Source organism: Roseateles microcysteis (assembly GCF_036880965.1).
Lineage (GTDB): Bacteria > Pseudomonadota > Gammaproteobacteria > Burkholderiales > Burkholderiaceae_C > JAUASW01.
On the sequence record NZ_JBAJMV010000005.1, the window covers coordinates 393,590 to 414,206 of the forward strand.

At 67.0% G+C, this 20,617-nt stretch carries 20 protein-coding genes; 13 read left to right on the forward strand and 7 right to left on the reverse strand.

The genetic code is table 11. The features are described from left to right. Positions 1–118 precede the first annotated feature (118 nt). The 4 genes from V3596_RS16095 to V3596_RS16110 all read left to right on the forward strand — a co-directional run bounded on the left by V3596_RS16095 (position 119) and on the right by V3596_RS16110 (position 5,225). Positions 119–1,492, forward strand: a complete 1,374-nt coding sequence (locus V3596_RS16095) for a lyase family protein (RefSeq protein WP_334278806.1) — start codon at positions 119–121, stop codon at positions 1,490–1,492. A 6-nt stretch (positions 1,493–1,498) separates the two neighbouring features. Further along, positions 1,499–2,728 (forward strand): bifunctional 4-carboxymuconolactone decarboxylase/3-oxoadipate enol-lactonase PcaCD, encoded by a 1,230-nt coding sequence (pcaCD, locus tag V3596_RS16100; protein ID WP_334278807.1) that lies wholly within the window; start codon positions 1,499–1,501, stop codon positions 2,726–2,728. A gap of 30 nt (positions 2,729–2,758) precedes the next feature. Then, the gene (locus V3596_RS16105; protein WP_334278808.1) at positions 2,759–4,309 is read left to right on the forward strand and encodes an amidase; all 1,551 of its coding nucleotides are present in this window, start codon (positions 2,759–2,761) and stop codon (positions 4,307–4,309) included. A gap of 250 nt (positions 4,310–4,559) precedes the next feature. Continuing rightward, positions 4,560–5,225, forward strand: a complete 666-nt coding sequence (locus V3596_RS16110; RefSeq protein ID WP_334278810.1) for an N-acyl amino acid synthase FeeM domain-containing protein — start codon at positions 4,560–4,562, stop codon at positions 5,223–5,225. A 93-nt stretch (positions 5,226–5,318) separates the two neighbouring features. Here the strand turns inward: V3596_RS16110 and V3596_RS16115 are convergent, their stop codons facing one another. Beyond that, positions 5,319–6,107 (reverse strand): IclR family transcriptional regulator, encoded by a 789-nt coding sequence (locus tag V3596_RS16115; RefSeq protein WP_334278811.1) that lies wholly within the window; start codon positions 6,105–6,107, stop codon positions 5,319–5,321. Positions 6,108–6,224: 117 nt separating this feature from the next. Here V3596_RS16115 and V3596_RS16120 point away from each other — a divergent pair, with 117 nt between their 5' ends. Genes V3596_RS16120 through fahA form a run of 5 tightly spaced genes read left to right on the forward strand, consistent with a single transcriptional unit; the run spans position 6,225 to position 10,977 of the window. Beyond that, entirely contained in the window at positions 6,225–7,190 is a 966-nt protein-coding gene (locus tag V3596_RS16120; RefSeq protein ID WP_334278812.1) for an MBL fold metallo-hydrolase, read from the forward strand. Positions 7,191–7,204: 14 nt separating this feature from the next. Then, positions 7,205–7,750: a VOC family protein gene (locus V3596_RS16125; RefSeq protein ID WP_334278936.1), complete on the forward strand. Its 546-nt coding sequence runs from the start codon at positions 7,205–7,207 to the stop codon at positions 7,748–7,750. 12 nt (positions 7,751–7,762) lie between these two features. Continuing rightward, positions 7,763–9,439, forward strand: a complete 1,677-nt coding sequence (locus V3596_RS16130; RefSeq protein WP_334278813.1) for an FAD-dependent oxidoreductase — start codon at positions 7,763–7,765, stop codon at positions 9,437–9,439. Between the two features lie 3 nt (positions 9,440–9,442). Further along, the gene (locus V3596_RS16135) at positions 9,443–9,661 is read left to right on the forward strand and encodes a DUF2783 domain-containing protein (protein ID WP_334278814.1); all 219 of its coding nucleotides are present in this window, start codon (positions 9,443–9,445) and stop codon (positions 9,659–9,661) included. After that, a complete protein-coding gene (gene fahA / locus V3596_RS16140; RefSeq protein WP_334278815.1) occupies positions 9,658–10,977 on the forward strand; it encodes a fumarylacetoacetase in 1,320 nt (439 codons plus the stop codon). The genes V3596_RS16135 and fahA overlap by 4 nt, the downstream gene beginning before the upstream one ends. A 442-nt stretch (positions 10,978–11,419) precedes the next feature. Here fahA and V3596_RS16145 read toward each other — a convergent pair whose 3' ends face one another. Then, complete coding sequence (locus V3596_RS16145) at positions 11,420–12,304, reverse strand: hypothetical protein (RefSeq protein ID WP_334278816.1); 885 nt, start codon at positions 12,302–12,304, stop codon at positions 11,420–11,422. 104 nt (positions 12,305–12,408) lie between these two features. Beyond that, positions 12,409–13,302 carry a hypothetical protein gene (locus V3596_RS16150; protein WP_334278817.1) on the reverse strand — a complete coding sequence of 298 codons (894 nt, stop codon included), beginning with the start codon at positions 13,300–13,302 and terminating at the stop codon, positions 12,409–12,411. 206 nt (positions 13,303–13,508) lie between these two features. Here V3596_RS16150 and V3596_RS16155 point away from each other — a divergent pair, with 206 nt between their 5' ends. Genes V3596_RS16155 through V3596_RS16165 form a run of 3 tightly spaced genes read left to right on the forward strand, consistent with a single transcriptional unit; the run spans position 13,509 to position 16,324 of the window. After that, the gene (locus V3596_RS16155; protein WP_334278818.1) at positions 13,509–14,537 is read left to right on the forward strand and encodes a TRAP transporter substrate-binding protein; all 1,029 of its coding nucleotides are present in this window, start codon (positions 13,509–13,511) and stop codon (positions 14,535–14,537) included. Between the two features lie 6 nt (positions 14,538–14,543). Further along, the gene (locus V3596_RS16160; RefSeq protein ID WP_334278819.1) at positions 14,544–15,008 is read left to right on the forward strand and encodes a TRAP transporter small permease; all 465 of its coding nucleotides are present in this window, start codon (positions 14,544–14,546) and stop codon (positions 15,006–15,008) included. Positions 15,009–15,043: 35 nt separating this feature from the next. Further along, positions 15,044–16,324, forward strand: a complete 1,281-nt coding sequence (locus tag V3596_RS16165; RefSeq protein ID WP_416383989.1) for a TRAP transporter large permease — start codon at positions 15,044–15,046, stop codon at positions 16,322–16,324. On the opposite strand, the gene V3596_RS16170 is transcribed toward V3596_RS16165, so the two are convergent. The 3 genes from V3596_RS16170 to V3596_RS16180 are packed head-to-tail and all read right to left on the reverse strand — an operon-like array spanning position 16,311 to position 18,503. Beyond that, positions 16,311–16,658, reverse strand: coding sequence for a VanZ family protein (locus V3596_RS16170; RefSeq protein WP_334278821.1), 348 nt, complete (start codon positions 16,656–16,658; stop codon positions 16,311–16,313). The two genes, V3596_RS16165 and V3596_RS16170, sit on opposite strands and share 14 nt — an antisense overlap. Next, positions 16,655–17,317, reverse strand: a complete 663-nt coding sequence (locus V3596_RS16175; protein WP_334278822.1) for a trimeric intracellular cation channel family protein — start codon at positions 17,315–17,317, stop codon at positions 16,655–16,657. The genes V3596_RS16170 and V3596_RS16175 overlap by 4 nt, the downstream gene beginning before the upstream one ends. A gap of 22 nt (positions 17,318–17,339) precedes the next feature. Continuing rightward, positions 17,340–18,503, reverse strand: coding sequence for a GGDEF domain-containing protein (locus tag V3596_RS16180; protein ID WP_334278823.1), 1,164 nt, complete (start codon positions 18,501–18,503; stop codon positions 17,340–17,342). 151 nt (positions 18,504–18,654) lie between these two features. Between V3596_RS16180 and V3596_RS16185 the strand changes: the two genes are divergently transcribed. Continuing rightward, positions 18,655–19,590 (forward strand): sugar kinase, encoded by a 936-nt coding sequence (locus V3596_RS16185; protein ID WP_334278824.1) that lies wholly within the window; start codon positions 18,655–18,657, stop codon positions 19,588–19,590. Positions 19,591–19,710: 120 nt separating this feature from the next. On the opposite strand, the gene V3596_RS16190 is transcribed toward V3596_RS16185, so the two are convergent. Beyond that, positions 19,711–20,589, reverse strand: a complete 879-nt coding sequence (locus tag V3596_RS16190; RefSeq protein WP_334278825.1) for an acyltransferase — start codon at positions 20,587–20,589, stop codon at positions 19,711–19,713. Between the last annotated feature and the right edge of the window lie 28 nt (positions 20,590–20,617).

The following is a 20,617-nucleotide window of genomic DNA, read 5'->3' on the forward strand; positions in this document are numbered from 1 at the left end:
AGGCCGTCGGCCGTCGGGCCGCCGAGCCGCAGGGCCGTCCCCAGGGGCGGCCTTTGTTTTTTTGCTGCGCGGGTTTGCTTGAGGACCGGCGGGCAGCATGGCTCGCTAGCATCGAGCCATGCTCTTCGAAGGCTTTCTCTCCACCTCGGCCATGGCCGACCTGCTCAGCGACGAGGCCTTGATACAGGCCATGTTCGACTTCGAGGCCGCGCTGGTGCGCGGGCAGGCCGACCTGGGCCTGATTCCTGAATCGAGCGCACAGTCGATTGGCAGCCTGTGCCGCGTCGAGCTCTACGACGTGCGGGCGCTGGTGGCGGCGGGCGGCAGCGCCGGCAGCCTGGCCATACCGCTGCTGAAGCGCTTGCGCGAGAACGTGGCCTTGTTCGACCCGGTGGCCGCCGGCTACGTGCACCGGGGCGCCACCAGCCAGGACGTGATCGATACCGCGCTGGTGTTGCAGACCCGGCGCGCGCTGGCGCTGATCGAGGCCGACCTGCTGGCGCTTTGCCAGTCCTTGCTGGAGCTGGCCGATCAGTACCGGGAACAGCCGATGCTGGCCCGCACGATGATGCAGCCGGCCGTGGTGATGTCATGGCGCTGCAAGGTCCTGCAATGGCTGCAGCCGCTCCTGCGCTCGGCGCAGGAGTTGCGGCGCCAGGCCGATGCCGCGCTGCGCCTTCAGCTGGGCGGTGCCGGCGGCACGCTGGCCACCCTGGGCGTGCATGCCGATGCGGTCTGCCATCAGGTGGCTGCGCAGTTGCGCTTGCCCTTGAATCCGGGGCCCTGGCATGTGCAGCGCGACCGCTGGGTTCGCCTGGGTGCCGAACTTGGCGTGCTGTGCGGCAGCCTGGGCAAGCTGGCTGCCGACCTTGCCTTGCTGTCGCAGGCGGAGCTGGGTGAACTGGGCGAGAACCCGGCCGGCGGGCGAGGGGGCTCCAGCGCGATGCCGCACAAGCGCAACCCGATAGGCGCCATGATCGGCCTGGCTGCCGCGCGCCGCGCGCCGCAGCGGGTGGCCGCCTTGCTGGCCTGCATGGTGCAGGAGCAGGAAAGGGCGCTGGGCAGCTGGCAGGCCGAGCAGGCCGAATGGTCCGGCCTGCTACTGACCTGCCACGGCAGCGTGCACGCGATGGCCGAGGCGCTGGCCGGCCTGCAGCTCAATCCGGCCCGCATGCTCGAGAACATCGACCGCCAGCAGGACCTCGTATTCACCGAAAGCCTGCAGCAACTGCTGACCCAGTCGCTGGGCCAGCCGGTGGCCGAGCAAGGCATGGCCGAGCTGCTGGCCGGTGTGAGGGCAGGGCAGGGCCCTTTGCGGCTGCTCGCGCAGCAATTGCTCAGCCGCCAGCCCGACCTGGCCGCGCGCATCGCTCCTGGCGCAATGGAGGCCTTGTTCGACGTGCATGCCACCGCGCGCGCCGCGGAGGCGCGGGTCAATCCATTGCTGGCCCAGGCTCGTGTCGATTTGCAGGCCCTGCGAGGCGAGGAGTAGCCGGCGATGAGCAAGAAGAGCGGCGCAGACGGGCGCGACGATTTCGAGCGCGGCCTGGACATGCGCCGCGCCACGCTCGGTGAGGACTGGGTGCGTCGCGCCACCGAAGGCGCGACCAGCTTCACGGCCGAGTTCCAGGATTTCATCACCCGCTATGCCTGGCAGGAGGTCTGGACCCGCCCCGGCCTGCCGCACGAAACCCGCCGGCTGCTGGTGCTGGGCATGACCATGGGGCTGGCGCGCTGGGAGGAGTTCGAGCTGCATTGCCGGGCCGCAGTGCGTGGCGGTGTGGCCATCGAGGCGATCAAGGAAACCCTTCTGCAGGGCGCCATCTATTGCGGCGTGCCGGCGGCCAACACCGCCTTCAAGATCACGCAGCAGATCCTTGTCGGCGAGGGTCTGGCGCCCTTGCCCGAGCCCTTGAGCCCCGAACGGCGGGCAAGCCGCCAGCAGACCTTCAGCCGGCCGCAATTGAGCCTGGTGCTCCAGGGGGAGGGCGACAAGACGCCCATCGTCTTCAGCCATGCGCTGGGCCTGGACCTGCATCTCTGGGACGACGCGGCGGCGCATTTCGCCTCGCTGGGCCATCCGACCCTGCGCTATGACCAGCGGGGCCACGGCCGGTCGGCCCGCCCCGCGGGCCCGTACACGCTCGATCAGCTCGTCGCTGATGCCGTGCGCCTCATCGAGGAATGGGACCGTGGCCCGGTGGTCTTCGTCGGCCTGAGCCTGGGTGGCATGGTGGGGCAGGGCCTGGCGCTGGCACGGCCCGATCTGCTGCGCGGCCTGGTGCTGGCGCACACCACCGCGCAGTATCCGAGCGAAGCTCAGCCGGCCTGGGAACAGCGCATCGCCGCGGTCGAGGCGGGTGGCATGCCGGCCGTGGTCGAGCAGATCCTGCAGCGCTACCTTGGTGATGACGCGTCATTGCCTGGCTTGAGAAGCCAACTGCGCGAGACCTTGCTGGCGCAGGACGCAGCCAGCTATGTGGCCGCCGCGCAGGCGGTGCGCTCCGTCAATTGCCTGGGCCGCCTGGCGGCCTTGCGTTGCCCGACGCTGGTGCTTGCCGGCGGCCGCGATCAGGGTGCGACGCCGGCCATGGCCGAGGCGATGGCCGGGCGGATTGCCCGGTCACGACTGGCTTTGTTGCCTGATGTCGCGCATTTGGGCGTCCAGGAAAACCCGCATGAATTTCTTGGGCTGCTGAGTGATTTTCTTGCCGGCCTGGGCGAATAGCATCTTTCGGCCGGCTATGCTGGCAACCCTATGCAACGTCGCCATTTGATGCTTGGTTCGGCTGCCGTCCTGGCCCTCCCCAAATTGAGTTCAGCCGCCTCCAGCACCGAAGCCACCGCAGCGTCGCAGGCCCAGGCCATGGCCTCTGGCCGCCTGACATCCGAGCGGCTTGTGCAGGACTACCTGACCCGCATCGCCAACATCGACAAGGCCGGCCCGAGGATAAACAGCATCATCGAGCTGAATCCCGATGCCCGTGCCATTGCCCGCGAGCTGGACGGCGAGCGCCGTGCCGGCAAGCTGCGCGGCCCGCTGCACGGCATCCCGGTGCTCCTGAAAGACAACATCGCCACCGGCGACAAGATGCACACCACGGCGGGTTCGCTTGCGCTGGCCGATCTGCGGGTGTCGCGCGACGCCCACCTCGTGCAGCGCCTGCGCGCTGCCGGCGCAGTGATTCTCGGCAAGACCAACCTGAGCGAGTGGGCCAACATCCGTTCGACGCGCTCCGTCAGTGGCTGGAGCGCCCGCGGCGGCCTGACCCGCAACCCCTATGCACTGGACCGCAATACCAGCGGCTCCAGCTCCGGCACAGCCGCTGCCATCGCGGCGGATCTGGCCACTCTCGGTGTCGGCACGGAAACCGATGGCTCCATCGTCTCGCCGTCGTCGATCTGCGGACTTGTGGGCCTGAAGCCGACGCTGGGCCGCATCAGCCGCGACGGCATCATTCCGATCGCGCACAGCCAGGACACGGCCGGCCCGATGACGCGCACGGTGGCGGATGCGGCCCTGCTCTACGCGGCCATGTGCGGCCCTGATGCTGTCGATGCCGTGACCCGGGCCGCGCCCGATGCTGCTGGCAAGCTTGATGCCGGCTTGATCAAGGGTGCGCGGCTGGGTGTGGCGCGCAACTACTTCACCGGCTTCGACGAGGCCGATGCGGCCATCGAAGCTGCCATCGCCAAGCTGCGTGAACTGGGCGCCGAGATCGTGGACAACGCCGAGCTGGCGCCACCTTCCTATGGCGATGCCGAGTTTTCGGTGCTGCTGTACGAGCTGAAGGAAAACCTGGCGCAATGGCTGAAGGCCTTTGCGCCGGGCCACAAGATTCGCAATCTGGCCGACGTGATTGCTTTCAATGCCCAGCACCGGGCGCAGGAAATGCCCTGGTTCGGCCAGGAGCTGTTCGAGAAGGCGCAGGCCCTGGGCGACCTGAGCACGCCGGCCTATCGCGAGGCGCTGGCCGCTTGTGCCAAGGGCGCGCGAGAAGAGGGCCTGGACAAGGCCTTCAAGGCCCAGCGTCTTGATGCCCTGATCGCACCCACCGGCGGCCTCGCCTGGCTGACAGATCCGGTGGCCGGCGACCACTACGGTTCAAGCTTCTCCACGCCCGCCGCCGTGGCCGGCTACCCGCACCTGACCGTGCCGGCGGGCCATGTTCGAGGCCTGCCTTTGGGCCTGTCTTTCGTCGGCCCGGCCTGGAGCGAATGGAAGCTGCTTTCGCTGGGCCTGGCGTTCGAGCAAGCGACGCGCCATCGCCGCGCGCCCGCGTTTGTCAAACGCACGGTGCCGCTGTGAGTGCATCTTCTGTTGTCTTGACGCCAAGTTTCAAAGCCAATATGCAAGCCAATGTTTGCGCGGCGAGGGTCATATCGCCAATGCTTGTTACAGCGCCGGCGCGCCGCGCCGATGTACCTGCAATGCAGGGAGCTCGCTGTCACGAAATGCCAGTAAGGAATGTCACAAGGTGTAAGGCTGGGGGCGTTGCAGAGCCGTCACTGACATCCTTTAGACTGATCCGCAGCAAACGAAGTTGGGGTGCCCGCCAATGAATCCAGTCGCCGAAGTCCAGATCGAGCCCGCGCTCGCTCAACAAGCCGCGCCCATCAACAGCACCATCGTCAACAACACCCTAGAACAGCTCCGCAGCCTTGAGCTGGTCCAGCGCCGCTATGCGCAGCGCGGTTACCTGACCCAGGGCATGGTGTCCAAGCCCGATCAGCTGACCACGTTCAGTCTGGGCTTGGCCGACACCATGTCGGGCACGCTCAGCGTCCGCCTGGACGGTCCGCAGGGCTTGAGCGCCGATGAGTGCTTTGGCGCCGAGCTCGATGAGCTGCGCCTGAACGGCAGCCGCATCTGCGAGTTCACGCGGCTGGCCATGGAAGAGCTGGAGGCGCCCTCCAAGGATGCCCTGGCCCGCCTGTTCCAGACTGCCTATGTCTATGCCCATCACCGCTGCCGTGCCGAGCTGCTCGTGATCGAGGTGAACCCGCGTCATGTGGCCTTCTACCGCCGCATGCTGGGTTTCAGCGTCGCTGCGGAGACCCGCTTCAACGAGCGAGTGCGCGCACCGGCGGTGCTGATGATTCTTGAGCTGGAGCACGCTCGCCGTGAGATCGAGCGTTTGGGCGGCAGTGCCGCGCGTGGCGAACCGGCTCGCTCCATCTACTCCTACATGCTGCCGATGGAGCAGGGCCTGCAGCTGGTCTGAATCGCTTCAGATCCGACCCGCTAAAACGGGCCCTTTCGAGGGCCCGTTGCCATTTTGCAAGAGCCGCAGTTGCGGAGTCGGCGCGTGTGTTGATCAGCGCCAGCCCAGCTGGCGAGAAATGTCCCGACCCGCCTCCATGAGACGCCTGGCCACCGGACCATTCGAGTCGAGGTCGACCGCCGCACTCGGGCCGATGGCGGTCAGGCTCAGCACGATGCGGCTCTGATCATCGAACACGGGAGCTGCCAGTGCGCTGACGCCGGGCACCACGCCGTCGCGTGAGCTGGCCAGGCCGATCTCGCGCACCTGGGCCAGCAGCGCCTCGAAAGCCTTGTCCAGTTTGCTGGCCGTGCGGCCTTCCGCACCGGCTTCCATCGCCAGCGCGGCCAAGACACGCTCGCGCGGCAGGTGGGCCGCAAAGAGGCGGCCGGACGCAGTGCCGGCGAGGCTCATCACCGTGCCGTGGCGCATGCTGATATGAACCGGGCTCGGCGCCTCGGCCACCCGCACGATGGTCGGCCCGCGATTGCCCCAGACGGCAATGGCCACCGTGTGGCCCAGCGCCACCGCCAGTTCCTCGATGCGTGGTGTGGCCAGGCGCACCGGGTCGTACTGCTGCAGGCTGATCAGCCCCAGTTGCAAGGACAGGGGCCCCAGGCCATAGCGCCCACCTTCCTGCTCGACCAGGCCCAGCTTGATGAAGCTGACCAGGTACGGATGGGCCTTGGCCGGGGCCATGCCGGCCTCGCGCGCCAGGTCTTTCAATGCCATCGGCCGGCCCTGCGCAGCCAAGGCAATCAGCAGCTGCCCGCCAACTTCCACGCTCTGGATGCCGCGCGGGCTGCGTTCGTTCCCTGGGGCTTGATGCTCTGTATCGCTCATGGGCCGGCAGGCTATCAGACGGCCGCATGGCTTGGTGAAGAAAATTCGCTATAGACGAATTGATTTGCTTTTGGTTAAATCCAGGCCTTGCCGATCCGCCATCAGCCCAAGGCCGCCATGAGCAACCAGAAGACCTTCGCCTCGCAAGCCGACCTGGAAGAGAAAAAGGTCAGCTTCGACAAGCTGTCCGACCACGCCTTTGCCTATACGGCCGAGGGCGACCCGAACACCGGCATCGTCATCGGCGACGACGCGGTGATGGTGGTCGACACGCAGGCCACGCCGGTGATGGCCGAGGACGTGATCCGGCGCATCCGCGAGGTGACCGACAAGCCCATCAAATACGTGCTGCTCAGCCACTATCACGCGGTGCGCGTGCTGGGTGCGTCGGCCTACAAACCCGAGCACATCATCGCCAGCGAAGACACGCTGGACCTGATCAAGGAGCGCGGCGAGCAGGACAAGGCCAGCGAGATCGGCCGCTTCCCACGCCTGTTCCGCAATGTCGAATCGGTGCCGCCGGGCCTGACCTGGCCGACCCTCACGTTCACCGGCAAGATGACGCTGTGGCTGGGCAAGCTCGAAGTGCAGATACTGCAGCTGGGCCGCGGCCACACCAAGGGCGACACCGTGGTCTGGCTGCCGCAGGACAAGGTGCTGTTCTCGGGCGACCTGGTCGAGTTCGATGCCACGCCCTATGCCGGCGACGCCTACTTTCAGGACTGGCCGCAGACGCTCGACAGGCTGGCGGCCTTGAAGCCCGAGAAGCTCGTGCCCGGCCGCGGCCCGGCGCTGCAGAACGCTCAGCAGGTGGCAGACGGCCTGGCTGGCACGCGAGCTTTTGTGAGCGACCTGTACGCGAACGTGAAGGCCGGCGCTGCGGCGGGGCGCGACCTGAACAGCGTCTACCGCGAGACCTACGACAAGCTCAGCGAGCGCTATGGCCACTGGGTGATCTTTGCGCACTGCATGCCTTTTGACGTGACCCGTGCCTACGACGAAGCGCATGGCCACACCGACCCGCGCATCTGGACCGCCGAGCGCGACATCCAGATGTGGAAGGACCTGGAAGGACAACAGTGAGGGAGATGAACGCCATGGAAAAGATCGAGCGCATTCACCACGTGGCCTACCGCTGCCTGGACGCCAAGGCCACGGTGGAGTGGTACGTCAAGCACCTGGGCATGGAGTTCGTGCTGGCCATCGCCGAAGACAAGGTGCCGTCGACCGGCGCCGATGACCCGTACATGCATGTCTTCTTGGACGCGGGCCAGGGCAACGTGCTCGCCTTCTTCGAGCTGCCCAAGTCCGCGACGATGGGCCGCGACGAGAACACGCCGCTGTGGGTGCAGCACATCGCCTTCAAGATCGGCAGCATGGGCGAGCTTGAGTCGGCCAAGGCGCGCCTGCAGGCCGCTGGCATCGACGTGCTGGGCCCGACCGACCACACGATCTTCAAGAGCATCTATTTCTTCGACCCCAACGGCCACCGGCTGGAGCTGGCGGTCGATGTGGGAACCGAGGCGATGTACCGCCAACTCGATGCCTGCAAATGGGAGATGCTGGACGAGTGGGCAGCCACGCGCCGCGCGCCCAAGCATGCGGCCTGGATGCACGACAAGGCGCTGCCGGCGCCGGTCTGAGCGGGCTGTCTGATGCAGGCCACCTACAGCTATCCGGAGTACGCCTACCGGCAGAGCGCCGAGCAGTCGACTGGTGCGCTGCGCCGCCATCCGGTGGTGATCGTCGGCGCCGGTCCGGTGGGCCTGACGCTGGCGCTCGATTGCGCCGCGCGCGGCCTCGCCGTCGTGCTGCTGGACGACAACAACAGCGTGTCGCTGGGCTCACGGGCGGTCTGCTATGCCAAGCGGCCGCTGGAGATCTGGCAGCGCCTGGGTGTGGCTGAAGCGCTGGTCGAGAAGGGCGTGCGCTGGCAGGTCGGCAAGGTCTTCTTCGGCGACACGCTGGCCTACCAGTTCGACTTGCTGCCCGAGGACGGCCACCAGCAGCCGGCCATGATCAATCTGCAGCAGTACCACCTGGAGCAGAAGCTGGTCGAGGCGGCGCTGGAGCAGCCCCTGATCGACCTGCGCTGGAAGCACCGCGTGACGGCGCTGGAGCAGGGCGGCGAGGCGGTGACGCTGACGGTGGAGACACCCGATGGCAGCTTCGCGATGCAGGCCGAATGGCTGCTGGCCTGCGATGGCGCCAACAGCGATGTGCGCGCCATGCTGGGCGCGGAGTTCAAGGGCCAGGCCTTTCAGGACCGCTTCCTGATTGCCGATGTGGTGATGAAGGCGGAATTTCCGACGGATGTGGAGCCCCCGGCCACCGGATACGGCGACCGCCCCCCGAGGGGGCCCGGCGCGGCCTTGGGGCGGCCCGGCGCCCGGCCGGAGCGCTGGTTCTGGTTCGACCCGCCGTTTCATCGTGGCCAGTCGGCGCTGCTTCACAAGCAGAGCGATGGCGTCTGGCGCATCGATTTCCAGCTTGGCTGGCAGGCCGACCCGGTGGAAGAGAAGAAGCCGGAGAAGGTGATTCCGCGCATCCGCGCGATGCTCGGCGAGGAGGCCGAGTTCGAGCTTGAGTGGGTATCGGTCTACCAGTTCGCCTGCCGCCGCATCGGGCAGATGCGCCATGGCCGCGTGATCTTTGCCGGCGATTCGGCGCACCAGGTGTCGCCCTTCGGCGCACGCGGCGCAAACAGCGGTGTGCAGGATGCCGACAACCTTGCCTGGAAGCTGGCTGCCGTGCTGCGCGGCGAAGCGCCTGAAGCCCTGCTGGACAGCTATCACGCCGAGCGCTCCGCTGCGGCTGATGACAACCTCCTGAACTCGACCCGCTCGACCGACTTCATCACCCCCAAGACCCGCGCCTCGCTGCGTCTGCGCAATGCGGTGCTGGAACTGGCGCGCAGCGAGCCCTTTGCCCGGCCCCTGGTCAACAGCGGCAGGCTGTCGACGCCGACGCCCTATCTGGATTCGCCCTTGAACACGGCCGATGCCGAAGCCTTCGAAGGCCGCATGAAGCCAGGCTCGGCTTGCGCTGATGCGCCGGTGCAGGTGAATGGGCGTGCCGCCTGGTTGCTGCCCTTGCTGGCCCAGGGCTTCACCCTGCTGAGCTTTGGCCCGGCAGACGAGGTGCCCGGCGTGCAGCACCTGGAAGTGGGGCGCGACTTGATCGATGAACAAGGCCTGCTCGCGCAACGCTACGACGCAAGACCTGGCACCTGCTACCTGATCCGCCCCGACCAGCATGTGGCCGCGCGCTGGCGCCGCTTCGATGCAGCAGCCGTGAGCGCTGCGCTGGACCGCGCACTTGCGAGGCAATAGGCCATGGCCCTGACGCGAACACCCAACATCCCCGATGTCGACGGCTTCTACGAGCAGCTGATCGCTGCGCAGCGCGACCTGAGCGACGAGCAGGCCGACATGCTGCTGGCCAAGCTGGTGCTGATCCTGGCCAACCAGGTGGGCGACCGCGCCGTGCTTGGCGAGGCCATCGAGCTGGCCCGCAGCAATACCCTGAACTCCACCGATCCACAGCCCCGATGATCAAGACCGACCACACCCACGACCCCGCCGCACAGAGCTGGGTGGTCAGCGCCAACCAGGCGAGCAGCGAATTCCCGATTCAGAACCTGCCCTTCGGCGCTTTCCGGCGCCGCGGCAGCGATGAAGATGCGCGCATCGGCGTGGCCATCGGTGACCAGATCCTGGACCTCAGGCACGCGGCCGAGCTGGGCCGCTGGAGCGCGGACATCCAGGCGCTGCTGGCGCCGCTCGCGCAAGGCGACCTGAACGCCTTCATGGGCCAGCCACCGGCCGCCCGCCTGGCTCTCCGTCATGCGCTCTTCGAGGCCTTGCTGACCGGCTCCAAGCAAGAGGCCGCCTTGCGCACTGCCTTGCTGGCGCAGAGCGAGGCCGAGATGCTGATGCCGTGCCGGGTCGGCGACTACACCGACTTCTACACCGGCATCCACCATGCCACCACGGTGGGCAAGCTGTTCCGCCCCGACAACCCGCTGCTTCCCAACTACAAGTGGGTGCCCATCGGCTATCACGGCCGCAGCTCGTCGATTGGTGTCAGCGGCATGGCGATCCGCCGGCCCTGGGGCCAGCGCAAGGCGCCGGATGCCGAGGCGCCGGTGTTCGCGCCCAGCCAGCGTCTGGACTATGAGCTGGAGCTGGGTGCCTTCGTGGCCGGCGGCAATGCACTGGGCGAGCCCATCGGCATTGAGAAGGCCGAGCAGCATCTGTTCGGCCTGAGCCTCCTGAACGACTGGTCGGCGCGCGACATCCAGCCCTGGGAATACCAGCCGCTGGGGCCCTTCCTGGCGAAGAATTTCGGCACCACGATCTCGCCCTGGATCGTGACCATGGAAGCGTTGGCGCCATTTCGTTGCAGCTTCGAGCGCCCCGCGGAAGACCCGCAGCCCCTGGCCTATCTCGATTCGGCACAGAACCGCGCACAGGGGGCCTTCAATATCGAACTGGAAGTCTGGCTGCAGACCGCTGCGATGCGCGAAGGCGGCCTGCCGGCCCAGCGGCTTTCGCAATCGAACTTCCGCGACGCCTACTGGACGGTCGCGCAGATGCTGACCCACCATGCCAGCGGTGGCTGCAATATGAGCAGTGGCGACCTGTTGGGCAGTGGCACGCAGAGCGGCCCGCTGCCTGAGCAGGGCGGCTCGCTGCTGGAGTTGAGCCAGGGCGGCAAGCAGGCGCTCGTGCTCGCCAACGGCGAGCAGCGGACCTTCCTGCAGGACGGCGACACGCTCAGCCTGCGCGGCCGCGCCACGGCGCCGGGCGCACGCAGCATCGGCTTTGGCGACTGCTGGGCAACGCTGCTGCCGGCGCGGGCGGCCTGAGAAAAGGGGCTCATCGCCGGCTTCCGGGGATGTCTCTTGGCGGCACGTTGCGGACTCTTGCCTTCTTCCTCGAAGGTGCGTCGAAGATCAGGCCGCCAGCGGGTTCCCCTGCGCTCGTGTCCCCCGGCCCTGGCTGCGCCAGATCCTCCTCCTTTACCTCGCTTCGGGAAACCCACTGCCGACCTGATCCGCACCACTGTGGCCTTCGCCTGGTGGCATGCGCAGGTTCGGCCGAGGGCGTCGGGTGAGGGTTTGGGCGAGGTAAAGGAGGAGGATCGGGCGAAGCCCGGTCCGGGGGACAGGAGCACAAGCCCTCACCCGATGGCCTCGGCAGCGCGAAAGAAGGAAACAGCATTTGGCTGCTATGTGCCGGTTGGAGCGTTCGCCGCAGATCGACGAAGGACCAAGAAAAAGGCCGCCCGTGGTGCCGGCCTTGCTGGGCTTACTGTGCCTTGGTCGGCGGTGGCGTGATGGCCTTGGGCGCGCCCACCTCGACCGTGCCGCGCACCGACTTGTAGGCCGACTTCTCGGCCAGGTCGAGCAGCTTGCCGAAGACCTCGGCCGTCGTCAGCTGGCTGCTCACGTCGCGCGCGACCGAGTCGGGATCGTGGTACTTGACGCTGTCCATCTGCGGCTTGCGTGACAGCACCTTCAGTGTCTTCGCATCCAGCGTCACCCGGTCAAAGTAGAAGTAGGGCGCCACATAGGTCGAGTAGTTCGACTTCTCGCCGGTGCGCGGATTGATGGTGTGATAGTCGCCCGCACGCTCTTCGCGCTCCACGACGCCGCCTTCGGTGTCAATGTCGATCGAGTTGCGCGCCAGCGGCTGCACATAGACACCGATGCCGTTGAGCTTGGTGCCCAGACCCTTGACGCCGTGGTAGTTGTAGTGGGGAAGCACGGCCTCGATGCGGTCCCATTGCTTGCGGTCCGGCACAGACTCCAGATGCTTGCGCAGGGCATCGAGCAGTTGCTCGTTGCGGTCCTTGCTGCTGACCTGGTTCAGGGCCTTGGTCAACTCGGCCGGCGGATTCCAGCTGAGCAGCACGCGGCGGGCCGCAGGCTCTTCCAGCTCGATGGCCCGGTCCAGGCCACGCAGCACGGCGTAGTTGAGTTGCTGGCCTTCGAGCTGCAGGGTCTGGCGCGTGAACGGCTCGATGTGGCTGCCGGTGCCCTGGCGCTGGCGCACGAAGCTGAGCTGGTCGCCGACGGCGGCCATCAGGGCCACGGTGCCGGGAGTCTCGGTCTGCACGCGCTGTGCCAACGCGGGGCTCAAGCCGAGCAGGGCCGCAATGGCGACGCTACTCAGCCGACGGTGATGAGTCATCGGAAATCCTCCTTTGCTGGATAGCTGTTGTTTTGTATCTGGCGGCCGGAAAGTTCCCGGCTCCCGGAACCGCCTGCCAGAATTGTCTATGTTATTTTTTCGGCTCAGCGCGGCGCCGATGCAGGCGGCGTGATGGCGCGGGCCGGCCCGACCTCGACCTCGCTCTTGCCGCGCACCGACTGGTAGGCCGAACGCTCGGCCAGTACCAGCAGGCGGCCCAGCATGTCCTTGATCGGGACCTGGTTGCTCACGTCGATGGCGGCCGACGTGGGGTCGTTGTATTTGATGTTGTCGTACTGCGGCTTGCGGGCGAGTACCGCCAACGTCTTCGCATCGAGCGTCACGCGGTCAAAATAGAAGTAGGGCGCGACAAAAGTTGATTCCTTGGCGGTCTCTCCGGTCTTCGGATTGACCGTCTTGTTCGCGCCGTCGTTGGTCGTGCTGTTGCTGACCTCACCGTTCTCGTCGAACTCCACCGAACCCGACTGCAGCGGCTGGACATAGACACCCATGCCGCCCAGCTTGCCCGCCATGCCCTGGCGCTCCAGGTGGGAGTAGCGTGGCAGCACGGCCTCGATGCGGTCCCAGCCTTCGCGCTGGGGCAGCCCGCGCAGATGCTCGCGCAAGGCCTCAAGAAGCAGCTCGTCCCGCTTGGCGCCGTAGCTCTTCTCGATGGCCACTCCCACCTCCGCTGGCGTCGTCCAGCTCAGGAATACGCGCTGCGAGTCGGGCTCGTCCAGCTCGAGGGCCTTGTCCAGGCCGCGCAGCACGGCAAAGTTCAGCGCCTGGCTGTTGATGGCCACGCTGTTGCGTGTGTAGGGTTCGATATGGCTGCCCGTGCCTTGGCGCTGCCGCACAAAGCTCAGCTTGTTGCCCACCGCGGCCACCAGGGCGATGACGGCCGGCTTCTTGGCCGCCGGCGAAGGCGTCTGGGCCTGTGTCTGGGCATTGCAGCCCAGCAGCAGGGCCAGGCCGGCGGCGATCATCGGCATCTTCATTGTTCTGACTCCTGTGACTCCTGGGTGGAGAACCTGCCGCGGGGAAGGATAGCAGTGGCGTGTAAAGATGCCGGAGGGCATGGGCCGACGGCGAGCGCCACGCGTGCTGACTGCGGCCGCCCCTTCGCAAGGGCAAACGCCAGTGCTGGGCGAGCGGCCCGCGCCTACCATCTGCAACCTGGTCGACAAGAGGACGGAGACATGTGATGAACCTCTACAAGAAATCGCTGCTCAGCCTGGCACTGGCGCTGGCTGCGCCACTGGGCATGGCCCAGGAGGTGACGCTCAAGGTCCATCACTTCTGGCCGCCCGGCGCGATGCCTCCGAGCAAGATCCTGCAGCCCTGGTGCGACAAGATCCATGCCGACTCGGGCCACAAGCTGAAGTGCCAGATCTTCCCGGCCATGCAACTGGGCGGATCGCCGGGCCAGTTGATCGACCAGGCCAAGGACGGCGTGGTCGACATCGTCTTCACGCTGCCCGGCTACACGGCCGGGCGTTTCCCGATCATGGAGGTGTTCGAGCTGCCCTTCATGACCAACTCGGCCGAGGCTGCGGCACGCTCGGCCTGGGACTTCTACGTCAAGTACGCCAGCAAGGAGTTCGTCGGCATCAAGCCTCTGATGTTCAGCACCCATGACGAAGGCTATCTGCACAGCCGCGACAAGCCGATCAAGACCATGGCCGACCTGCGGGGCATGAAGGTCCGCGCCCCGACCCGGCAGACCAATAAGCTGCTGGCCTCGCTTGGCGCAACGCCGGTGGCCATGCCCTTGCCGACGGTGGCCGATGCGGTGAGCAAGGGCACGATCGATGGCTTCGCGCTGCCCTGGGAAGTGATCCCTTCGGTCAAGCTGCATGAGATGGTCAAGTACCACACCGAGACCGACCCGAGCCGGCCGGCGCTCTACAGCGCGGTCTTCATCCTGGCGATGAATCAGGCGAAGTACGACAGCTTGCCGGCCGATCTGAAAGCGGTGATCGACCGCAACTCGGGGGCCGGCCTTTCACAGCAGGCCGGCAAGGTCTGGGACGAGAGCCAGGCCGTCGGGCGCAAGCCGGCGGTGGACCGCGGCAATGTCTTCCATACGGTGCCTGCTGCCGAGGTCGACCACTGGATCAAGGCCAGCCATCCGCTCTACGACGACTGGGTGGCCGACATGGACAAGCGCGGCCTGCCCGGCAAGCAGATGCTGCAGGATGCGCAGGCGCTGCTGGCCAAGTACAAGAAATAGGCCTTGATGCGCTGGCTGCATCGATTGGCGCTGTGGAGCGCCCTGGCAGGCTGCCTGGCGGCCTGCGCGGTGGCCTTGCTGACGGTGGCCAGCATCGTCGGCCGGCAAGCTGGCAGGCCGATCCAGGGTGACGTGGAACTGAGCCAGTTCGGCATCGCGCTGTGCATCGCGCTGTGCCTGCCCTGGTGCCAATTGCGGCGCGCCAACATCATCGTGGACTTCTTCACCCAGAAGGCGCCGCCGGCGATGAACCGCGCGCTCGATGCCTTGGGCGCTTTCTTGCTGGCGCTGATGGTGGCCCTGCTCGCCTGGCGCTCGACTGTCGGCGCGCAGGCGGTGCGCGAGGCGGGCGAGACGACGATGATTCTGGGCCTGCCGATGTGGCTCAGCTATGCAGCGCTGGCGCCCGGCCTGGCGCTGACGGCGCTCGTGGCTTTTGCTCAGGCCGTCGGCTGGGAGGGCAAGGAGTGAGCGGCGGCACGACAGCCCTGTGGATCTTTGCCGCCATGCTCTTGATGATGGCCTTGCGCGTGCCCATCGCCGCCGCGATGTTCATTCCCGGCGCGGCTGGCTACTGGCTGATGACCAACGACATGGCGCTCCTGAACCTGCTCAAGGGTTCGGCCGTGGCGCGGCTCTCGGTCTATGAGCTGTCGGTGATTCCGCTGTTCCTCCTGATGGGCCAGTTCTCGACCCAGGGCGGCCTGAGCCGCGCCTTGTTCAAGGCGGCGGCCGCCTTTGTCGGCCACCGGCGCGGTGGCCTGGCCATGGCGGCCATCTTGGCCTCGGCGGCGTTTGGCGCGGTCTGCGGCTCCTCGGTGGCGACCTGCGCCACGATCACGCAAGTGGCCTATGGCGAGATGAAGAAGGGTGGCTATCACGGCCGCCTGTCCACCGCGGTGCTCGCCACCGGCGGCACGCTGGGCATCCTGATTCCGCCTTCGGTGCCGCTGGTGGTCTACGCCATCCTGACCGAACAGAACATCGCCAAGCTGTTTGCAGCGGCCTTCATACCGGGGCTGCTTGCGACGGCCGGCTATCTGATCGTAATCGCCATCTACTGCCGCCTGCGGCCCGAGCTGGCTCAGCCCAGTGCGCGCATCGAGTGGCCCGCGCGCTGGCGCGCACTGCTGGGTGTGTGGCCGCTGGTGGCGATCTTCGTGCTGGTGTTCGGTGGCATCTATGGCGGCCTTTTTTCGCCGACCGAGGGTGCGGCCGTCGGCGCCCTCGGCACCTTCGCTACCGGCGCGCTGGCCGGCGAACTGGGCTGGGCCGGCATCAAGCGCAGCTTCCTGGGCACGGCCGAAACCTCGGCCATGGTGTTCATGATCTTCCTCGGCGCCGACATGATGAATTCGGCCCTGGCGCTCACGCAGATGCCGACGCTGCTCGCCGACTGGGTGGGCCATCTGCAGGTGCCGCCGTTCGCCATCGTCGCCATGATCCTGGCCTTCTACGTGCTGCTGGGCTGCGTGATGGATGAGCTTTCGATGCTGCTCCTGACCATCCCCGTGATCTTCCCGACCGTGATGAGCCTGGACCTCTGGGGCCTGGCCGCCGAGCCCAAGGCGATCTGGTTCGGCATTCTGGTGCTGATGACCGTGGGCATGGGCATGCTGGCGCCGCCTGTGGGGCTGAATGTCTACGTGGTCAACGGCATGGCCAAAGATGTGCCGATGAAGGAGACCTACAAGGGCGTGATGCCCTTCCTGGCCTCGGACGTCTTGCGCATGCTGTTGCTCTTGTGCTTCCCGGTCCTGAGCGTCGGTGTGCTCAAGTGGCTTTGAAGAGGCGCAGCGCCAGTGGCGCGAGCAGATGACCGAGGGCCAGGCCGATGCTGTCGGCCAGCAGGTCGGCCCACTCGCCATCGCGGCCCGGTACCTGCAGCTGCAGCAACTCGACAGTGCCGCCATAGGCGAGCAGGCCAAGAAAAAGGGCGAGCCAGTGCCGCGGCCAGGCCAGGCGGCCGCTCACCATCAGGCTGGCGAAGGCGAGCAGGTGGTTGCTCTTGTCCCAGCCGGTCGTGAGCTCGCGCGGCGGCTGTGGCGTCAGCGCCAGCCAGCCGATGGTCAGCAGCAGCACCAGGAACGCAAGCGCGAAAGGCAGGCGCGAACGCGTCATCGTTCCGGACCGCCCGCTTGCCAGCTGGGCAGCGTGTAGCCTGTCCAGAGCGCGGCGGCGCGCAGCAGCGTGGCGGTGCCGGCCGCCAGCACCAGGCCGATGGAATGACTGAGCTCCAGTTGCTGGGCCGCCACCGTCACCCAGGCGCCGGCGAAGGAGCAGATCGCGTAGGGCCGGTGGTCGCGGAAGGCGCTTGGAATCTCGTTGCAGACGATGTCGCGCAGCACGCCGCCGAACACCGCCGTGATCACGCCCATCAGCACGGCGACGACGGCCGGCTGCTGCATGTCCAATGCGATCTGCGTGCCGCCCGCGGTGAACAGGCCGAGGCCGATGGCATCAGGCCACTGCATCGCTCGCTCGGTGACCGCGAGATGCCGGCTGCGCATGAAGAGCATGGCGCCGATGCACAAGGCCAGCAGGGCCCACAGCCACAGCGCATGCTCGACCCAGAAGAAGGGCCGGCGGTCCAGCAGCACGTCGCGCAAGGTGCCGCCACCAAAGGCGGCAAGACCTGCCACCACGCAGATGCCAACGGCGTCGAGCCGCTTGCGCGCTGCCTCCAGCAGGCCCGACAGCGCAAAGGCGATGGTCGCTACCGCCTCGATCACCACCTGTGCATTGGACAGGGTGAACAGCGTCGTCTTGATGGCACTCATGGGGCCGGATCTTAGGGCCCGTTCAAGCGCTCACCACCCGGTGGCGGCCGGCCCGCTTGGCTTCATACATGGCCGCATCGGCACGCTTGAGCAGTGCTTCGAGTGGCTCCCCCGCGGCGCCCTGGCTGGCCACGCCGACACTGGCACTGACGCGCATGGGGCCGGCGTCGGTCTCGAAAGGCGCCTGCTCCAGCGACTGGCGCAGCCGCTCGGCCATGCCGACGGCGGAATCGTTGCCGACGTCGAACCAGAGCACGACGAACTCCTCGCCACCCAGGCGCACCGCCAGGTCGTTAGGCCTGACGTGATTTCGCAGCCGCCGGCCGAGCTCCACCAGCACCTGGTCGCCCACGGCATGGCCGTGGCGGTCGTTGATCTGCTTGAAATGATCGAGGTCCAGCATCGCGGCTGCCAATTGCAGCGGCCGCTCCGAGGTGGCGGCACGCTGGTGCAAGCCGAGCAGGCGCTGGTCCAGGCCGCGACGGTTCAGCAGGCCGGTCAAGGGGTCGATCTCGACCAGGGCGAGGATCTTCTGCTGCAGCCGTTCGTTGACCAGCAGCAGCAGGGCAAAGCCTTGCGTCAGCAGCAGCGCGATGAAGGCCAGCAGCCACAGGGCGTTGGCCTGCTCGGTCTGGTTCGCGCTATCAACCGCGCCGGGCATCACCATGCAGGCGCGGCCCCAATGGGCCAGCATCGACAGCATCTGGTCCGAAGCCATCAGCGACAGCGGGAAGCTGGGCCCGGCCTTGAGTGCTCGTAACAAGGGCCACAACGTCAGCGCGCGCAGCAGGCCGGCGCCGTAGAGCGACAGGCTCAGCGAGACCCCCAGCGGCTGGCCAGCGCTCACCACCGCCAGAGAAACAAGGGACATCACCGCCATGGCCACGCAGATCGGCACCCAGTACAGGCGCAGGCCCAGGAAGGCGCGCACACCCAGCAGCACCAGGCCCGAGGACAGCACGCCGCCGATATGGCCAATGGTGTGCAAGGGCAGAGGGCTGCCCAGGAACACCAGCAGGTCGCGCGCCGACTGCGCTAGTACGACGGCAGCGAAGGCGCCGGTCCAGAACCACAGGCCATAGCGCCCCTGGGCTTGCCAGGCGCCACCGACAAGCACCAGCAACATCAGAACCGCGGCCATCAGGTAGACCAGCAGCAGGGTATCGATATGCAGGAAGGGCGGCATACGGACGATTTTGCATGCCGCCGGACGCTGCCGGGCGACTGTTGCCGACATTTGCTCAGGCGCTTGAGCGCCGCTCAGGGTGCGCCCGGGTGCTGGTCCCGGGCGGTCTATGGCATTATTTGGAACATTGTTTCAAATTTGAGATTTCCCGATGACGGTCAAGAGAATCGCCCTGGTCGGCGAATGCATGCTGGAGCTGCAAGGCCAGGCCTTCGGCGCCATGCAGCAAGGCTTTGGCGGTGACACGCTGAACACGGCCGTCTATCTGTCCCGTTGTGGTGCGGCCGCCGGCTTGCAGGTGCTCTACGCGACCGGCCTGGGCGAAGACAGCCTGAGCGCCGGCCTGCTGCAGCGCTGGGCGCAGGAGGGAATCGATGTCAGCCTGGTGCGGCGCATCGCCGGGCGGATGCCGGGGCTCTATCTGATCGAGGTCGATGCCCGGGGCGAGCGCAGCTTCAGCTACTGGCGTGACACCAGCGCGGCCAAGGCCTATTTCGAGAGCCTGACCACACCGTTGGAAGCGCGAGCCGAGGAATGGGATGCCTTCTACCTGAGCGGCATCAGCCTCGCGATCCTGCCGCCAGCCGGGCGCGAGCGCCTGTTCGGCCTGATGCGGCGGCTGCGCGAGCGCGGCGCGCTGGTGGTGTTCGACAACAACTACCGCCCGCGGCTGTGGCCCGATCTGCAGGAGGCCCGCCGTGCCTTCATGCAGGCTTTCGAGCTGTCCAGCCTGGCCTTGATCACGGCGGACGATCACCAGGCCTTGCTGGGCCTGGATACGCTCGAATCCGCCGTGGCTGCAGCGCAGGCCCTGCCGGTGCCCGAACTCCTGATCAAGCGGGGCGCCCTGCCGACGCTGGTGCGCGCAGCAGGGGGTGTCTGGCAGGAGGCTGCCACCGAGAGGGTGGCCAAGGTGGTCGACACCACCGCCGCCGGCGACTCATTCGCCGCCGGCTATTTGTCACGCCGCCTGGCCGGCGCCACGGCACTGGACTCGGCGCTGTTCGCCAACCGGCTGGCGGCGCGGGTCATCCGGCATCGTGGTGCCTTGATTCCGCGCGAGGCGATGGCCGACTTGGCTCAGTAGCAGTCATGCGGATGGCAGCCCGTCCTGGGCGGGGCGCATGCATGGCCGCTGCATACCAGCGCTAGGGCCAAGGGCACGGGTACGGGCAAGGGCCGGGCGCTAGGCGTCTGCCGCGCCAGCTCAGTCGCGCCTCACCAGCTGCTCGATCAGTTCGTCCTTCTCGACCCACTGGCCTTCGATCCAGCCAGAGATGCGGCTTCGCTGCACCTTGTCGGTCATCGGATTGCCGCCAACCACTTCGGTCGGAATCTCGCGGCGCTGCACCCGCACCACGACGCGTCCGCAATGGCCGCTGAGCAGTTGCCAGAACGTGGGCGTGCCGTCCGGGTAGGCCAGGGTCACGTCCAGCAGGGCCTCGAACTGCTCGCCCATCGTGGCCAGTGCAATTCCCAGGGCGCCGACCTTGGGTCGCAGCAGATGCTTGTAGGGGCTCTTCTGCTGGGCCTTCTTGGCCTCGGTGAAGCGCGTGCCTTCGACGAAGTTGATCACCGTGGTCGGAATGGTCTTGAACTTCTCGCAGGCCTTGCGTGTGGTCTCCAGGTCGCTGGCGTGCGCGCCGGCGCTGCGGCCGCGCTTCATGAACGGGAAGTCCAGCGCCCACCAGGCCAGGCCGATCACAGGCACCCAGATCAGCTCCTGCTTGAGGAAGAACTTCAGGAAAGGAATGCGGCGATGGAAGACGCGCTGCAGCACCAGGATGTCGACCCAGCTGCGGTGGTTGGGCGAAACCAGGTACCAGCCGCGCAGATTCAAGCATTCCACGCCCTGCACATCCCACTCGGTGGCGCATACGGCGGCGATCCAGGCGTTGTTGCGGCCCACCCAGCTGCCGGCCAGGCCATTCAGCGCGCTGTCGGCAAATGCCCGCGAGCCGGGTATCACCAGCTTGAGCAGGGCGAACGGAATCATCAGGCTGAAAGTCAGCACCGTGTTGACGGCGAGGAAGGTTCCGGTGAGGGCGCCCAGGAGCGGCGCAGGCAGCAGTTTTCTCAGAAGCATGCGGAACTGTAGCCGGCCTGCGAGCCGA